This window comes from Streptomyces sp. NPDC017943 (genome assembly GCF_044328425.1).
Lineage (GTDB): Bacteria > Actinomycetota > Actinomycetes > Streptomycetales > Streptomycetaceae > Streptomyces > Streptomyces djakartensis_A.
Map to the genome: position 1 here is coordinate 1 of NZ_JBIRHH010000060.1, position 4222 is coordinate 4222.

Consider the following 4222-nt stretch of genomic DNA (forward strand, 5'->3'; position numbering starts at 1 on the left):
GATGCCGTTCATGCCACAACGGACCCAGCTCGGCCACGAGTTCAGCGATCACGCCAGCCGACAGGCCCGTGATCCTCCGGTCGCTGATGACCGCTGCACGAGACGCGATCCCCACCACACGACCATGATCAACGATCAGGAGCTCGACGCCTCACCGCCTACCGTGCACGAGCTCGTTAGATCAGGCGAGGTTGAATTTCTCAGCGTGTACCTGCCTTCGCGGGACCCCGAGGGCACGCAAGGTCTCCAGAAGCGCCGAAGTCATAGCCGGTGGCCCGCACACGAAGACGTCGCGTTCGGCGATGTCGGGGACGAGAGCCGCGAGGTTCGACGGTTCGAATGGCCGCACGCCGTCAGCACTGCGGCCCAGGGCCGTATGCAGCTGCCAGGAACGGCTGTCAGCCAAGCCGCGGACCTCGTCCAGCAGCACTGCTTCCTCCAGGTCGCGTGCACGGTATATGACGACGACGTCCTTACTCTCCTCCTCTTCAAGGAGCGATCGGATCGGGGTCACGCCCATGCCTCCCGCGATGTACAGGACACCGGGCTGACGTCGATGCAGCGACGTCAGTGCACCGTAAGGTCCTTCGAGTACGGCCCTCGCGCCTGCGGGCATTCTGCCGAAGGAGGCCGTAGCGTCGCCGACGACGCGCGCGGTGAGTCGAAGTGACCGGTCATCGGGGGCTGCTGACAGTGAGAAAGGGTTGGCACACCACCAAGGGTTGTGACCGGGAAATCTCCAGATGAAGAATTGACCGGGGCGCGCGGAAAGCTGATCGAGTCGGCGTCCGGTTACCCTGACGGAAACGACACTGGGCGACTCCGGCAGCACTTCCTCCACCACGAAGCGGTGTCGGAAATTCCGGTATATAGGGACGACGAACCGACCTACGACCAAGGACCCCAATGAAAGTATCCACAGCGCCCCCCAGTAGGAGTAGGCCATGGATGTCGATCTAAAGGCTGACGGCTCCATCAGCTGATGCAGGAATGCCACGACCAGAGCGACGTACAGCAACAGATGCAGAGCGTGCCAGACCTCATAACGCAACTTGGAGCGCGCGCGGCGAGCAGAGAAGGCACCCACCGCAATGACAAGGGCTGCGGCAGTCATGCCGAGCAGCGAAGCCGGCACGCCACTCAGAGCCAAGGATGTTGTAGCGACCGACGCCTCGTCCAGCACCGCGTAGCCCAGGACCACGAGGACGGCATGAGTCACGATGGTCCACAGCAGCGCGAATCCCACCCACCGATGCCACAGGGTGAGCTTGTCCATACCAAGACGGCGGTCGACCCAGGGTACCCGTGCAACCAGCTGCAGCTGAAACAGCATGATCAACGCAGCGTGCATGCCGAAGAATTTCGCGGCAGTCAACAGCTCATTCTTTCCCTCTCCGGCAGTCACGAAGAGGTACTCGACGATCACGATGTTGGCCAGTACCCAGATTCCGAGAACCCACTGTGCGGCGACAGCCGGCGGCAGGCATGACCGCTGTCCACTGCGCAACATTTCGCGCATATTGACCTCCTCTTCGGCAGTTGGGCCACGGTCGAGCAAGCCTGAACACGCCGGAGGGTTGAGGCGGCGAGCCCACGGCACGCACAACGCAGTCGGTGCGGATACGAGAGGCGGCTGAGAATCGTTCACTGGCCATGCGAGCCGACGATCGGGGGGAGCACGGGGCCGGAGGGTGAGTGAGGCAAAGTGGACTCCAGCTGCGCGAAGCCGCCCAAGATCCATTGCCAGTCTGGCCCAAGTCCCGCGGCACCTGAGCTGAACCGCGGCTGTCAACTGCCCGTAGTGCTGCCCGGCAGCGGTGGCTTCGTCCACTGGCCCGGCCGTAGGAAGCACATGCCAGAACCCCCCAGCCACAGCGAAGGACATGCCATGCAGCACGGCTCGCCTCGGGAACATGAGGCTCGAGACTCTTCCCCGCTGATCGGCTTGCCACTCCCCCACGAAGCAGTTCTTGCGGACTTGAAGCGGGCCGCGCGCACGCTGAGCGACCTTACGAGTTCACTCACGGTCGATCGAAGCTCCGATGAAACCATTGGCGTCTATAGAGACGTACGACTGATTGCCGACTGGGCAGCTGCAGTGTCCGCGTGTCATCTGATGACGAGTTCAGACGAGGAGAAGGCGGATCAGGCATGGGCTTCGCTGGCTCCCGGGGAGATGAGTCACGCTCTGCTCGTCGCGGTCCTGATGAATCTCGGCGGCGCCCACACCCTGCCCGCATCCTCGATCACTCCAGATGTCATTGCTGGACGTGACGGCGCGCTCCATGCTGCTGTCATGGAGCAGCTGCCGGACTCAACCGTTCGCATCTCTGTCGCTCCACGACCGCCCGATGCTGCCTCCGGTATGACCGTCGAGCTCGGCTAGTGCTGTGACCGGGAAAATTCGCCGGGAAGCTCGCGGCGTCCGGTGCGGTGCCTCGCAAGGCGGAGCATGGCCCGCGTACTGGATGTACTCGGGTCGAGCGACAACGCGGCGAGGTGCCGTGCCGGGCGCCGCGAGCCGGTGAACCTTTCCGGTCACAGCAGTAGTCATGACTCCGGCTTGCGAAGCACAGCCGGAGTCATGACTAAGCAATACCGAGAAATGAGCATCCCAGGAGATTGGAGGAGCTGTGGCACTGATGGACTTGGCCATACGCCAGGCGTTGCTTTCTACGTGCCGTATTCGCGTGGGGGCAGTGCTGGTCGCCGGAAGCAGAGTCCTGGCTGTCGGCACGAATCTTCGAAGGAACTGCCCGAGCATCGATTTCCGCCATGCCACTTTTCACGCCGAGGAAACGGTGCTGAGAAAGGTTCGCAATGCGCCGCGGAATAGCAGTGTATTCGTAGCACGCGTCAATCGGGCAGGATCACCCTTGCTAGCTCGCCCCTGCCCTCGCTGCCAGATGGCGCTAGCTGCCGCCGGGGTGAGCCGGGCTTACTACACCACCAATGAGCAAACGGTCGAAAGTCTCGACATACCGACCAGCATGCCGAATATTCATGCACTTGTCGGTGCAACTCGTCGAGGCTGCGTCACAGGTGCATGAGTTTCACGTAGCCAATGATTAGGTGGCCACATGAAGAAGCGTCAACAAGGACCCGCACACGTAGGCGCCCGAGGAGAGGCTGTCGGCCCCTGGCCAAGCAATGCATAAGTCAATTCGTTGCACCTCGCCAGTACCGCAGCCGTGCTCACGCCGGATATTTGCACAGCCCTTCGTCTCAGCTTAGGAAACAGGTAATGAAAGAAAACCCCGATGTTTCCCCCACGAAGCCGCCACGACGAACAGGCGTGGAGCGAGTGGTGAGCGTACTGCTTCCCACGCTGTACGGGCCGTTCCAGGCCGTTGGCTATCTGGACCATGACCGTGGCGTGGAACAAGTGGCCCTCGTCCACGGGCACATAGACTCGGACCAGGTCCTTGTACGACTGCACTCAGAATGCCTGACCGGCGACGCGTTCAGCTCCCAGCACTGCGAATGCGGCGGCCAGCTCGCTGCCGCGCTGCATGCCGTCGTCGCTGAAGGAAGCGGCGTGGTCGTCTACCTACGGGGTCATGAAGGCCGGGGTATTGGGCTTCTGGCCAAACTTCGAGCTATGGCTCTCCAGGCGGAAGGGCTGGACACCGTGGAGGCGAACGTCGCCCTCGGACTGCCGGTGGACGCCCGCGACTATGCTGTCGCCGCCGGCATCCTGCGCGATCTGAGTGTGCAGTCAGTCCGGTTGATGTCCAACAACCCGGCCAAGGGTGAGGCACTTGTGCGGCATGGAATCCAGATCGCCGAAATGGTCCCGCTGCTGGTCCCGCCCTGTGAGGACAGCATCACTTACCTCCGCACCAAGCGGGAGCGGATGGGGCATCACCTTCCTCACCTCGACGCGACAGCACACCTGTCCTGAGAGCAACGAGTTGGTGCGTGCTACTGAACTTGAATGCGTGATGTCGGGACCGGACACCCGGCATGAGTCGTCCGTTTCGAGGGCCGGTGGGTGTTGCCGGGCAGTCCGTCGGGAGAGGATCCTCCCGTGAGCCAGCCCCTGCCGCAGTTGCCGAAGCCCGAGTTCGTCTTGATTCGCATCGAGGCCCCACCCGGGGTGCCGACCCGGATCGCTGTCGATCTCGGGGAGACTGGCATCCCAGGCGGGCTGATCGGATACAAGTCCCGACCGCTGAGCGAGCCGGTGTATTTCGGGGGGATCGGTGAGCGGGGGCTGGTC

General features: G+C 62.7%; 4 protein-coding genes and 1 pseudogene. 4 read left to right on the forward strand and 1 reads right to left on the reverse strand.

What is annotated here, in order from left to right; all coding sequences use genetic code 11:
• Positions 1-181: 181 nt before the first annotated feature.
• Positions 182-1519 carry a ferric reductase-like transmembrane domain-containing protein gene (locus ACH4C6_RS36035; protein WP_398112793.1) on the reverse strand — a complete coding sequence of 446 codons (1338 nt, stop codon included), beginning with the start codon at positions 1517-1519 and terminating at the stop codon, positions 182-184.
• 369 nt (positions 1520-1888) lie between these two features.
• Here ACH4C6_RS36035 and ACH4C6_RS36040 point away from each other — a divergent pair, with 369 nt between their 5' ends.
• The 4 genes and pseudogenes from ACH4C6_RS36040 to ACH4C6_RS36055 form a co-directional block, all read left to right on the forward strand.
• On the forward strand, positions 1889-2386 hold the full coding sequence (locus ACH4C6_RS36040; RefSeq protein ID WP_398112794.1) for a hypothetical protein: 498 nt from the start codon (positions 1889-1891) through the stop codon (positions 2384-2386).
• Positions 2387-2642: 256 nt separating this feature from the next.
• Positions 2643-3050, forward strand: a complete 408-nt coding sequence (locus ACH4C6_RS36045; protein ID WP_398112796.1) for a hypothetical protein — start codon at positions 2643-2645, stop codon at positions 3048-3050.
• Positions 3051-3244: 194 nt separating this feature from the next.
• Positions 3245-3904: a GTP cyclohydrolase II gene (gene ribA / locus ACH4C6_RS36050; protein WP_398112795.1), complete on the forward strand. Its 660-nt coding sequence runs from the start codon at positions 3245-3247 to the stop codon at positions 3902-3904.
• Between the two features lie 126 nt (positions 3905-4030).
• Positions 4031-4222, forward strand: a pseudogene (locus ACH4C6_RS36055) (hypothetical protein); the annotation flags it as partial.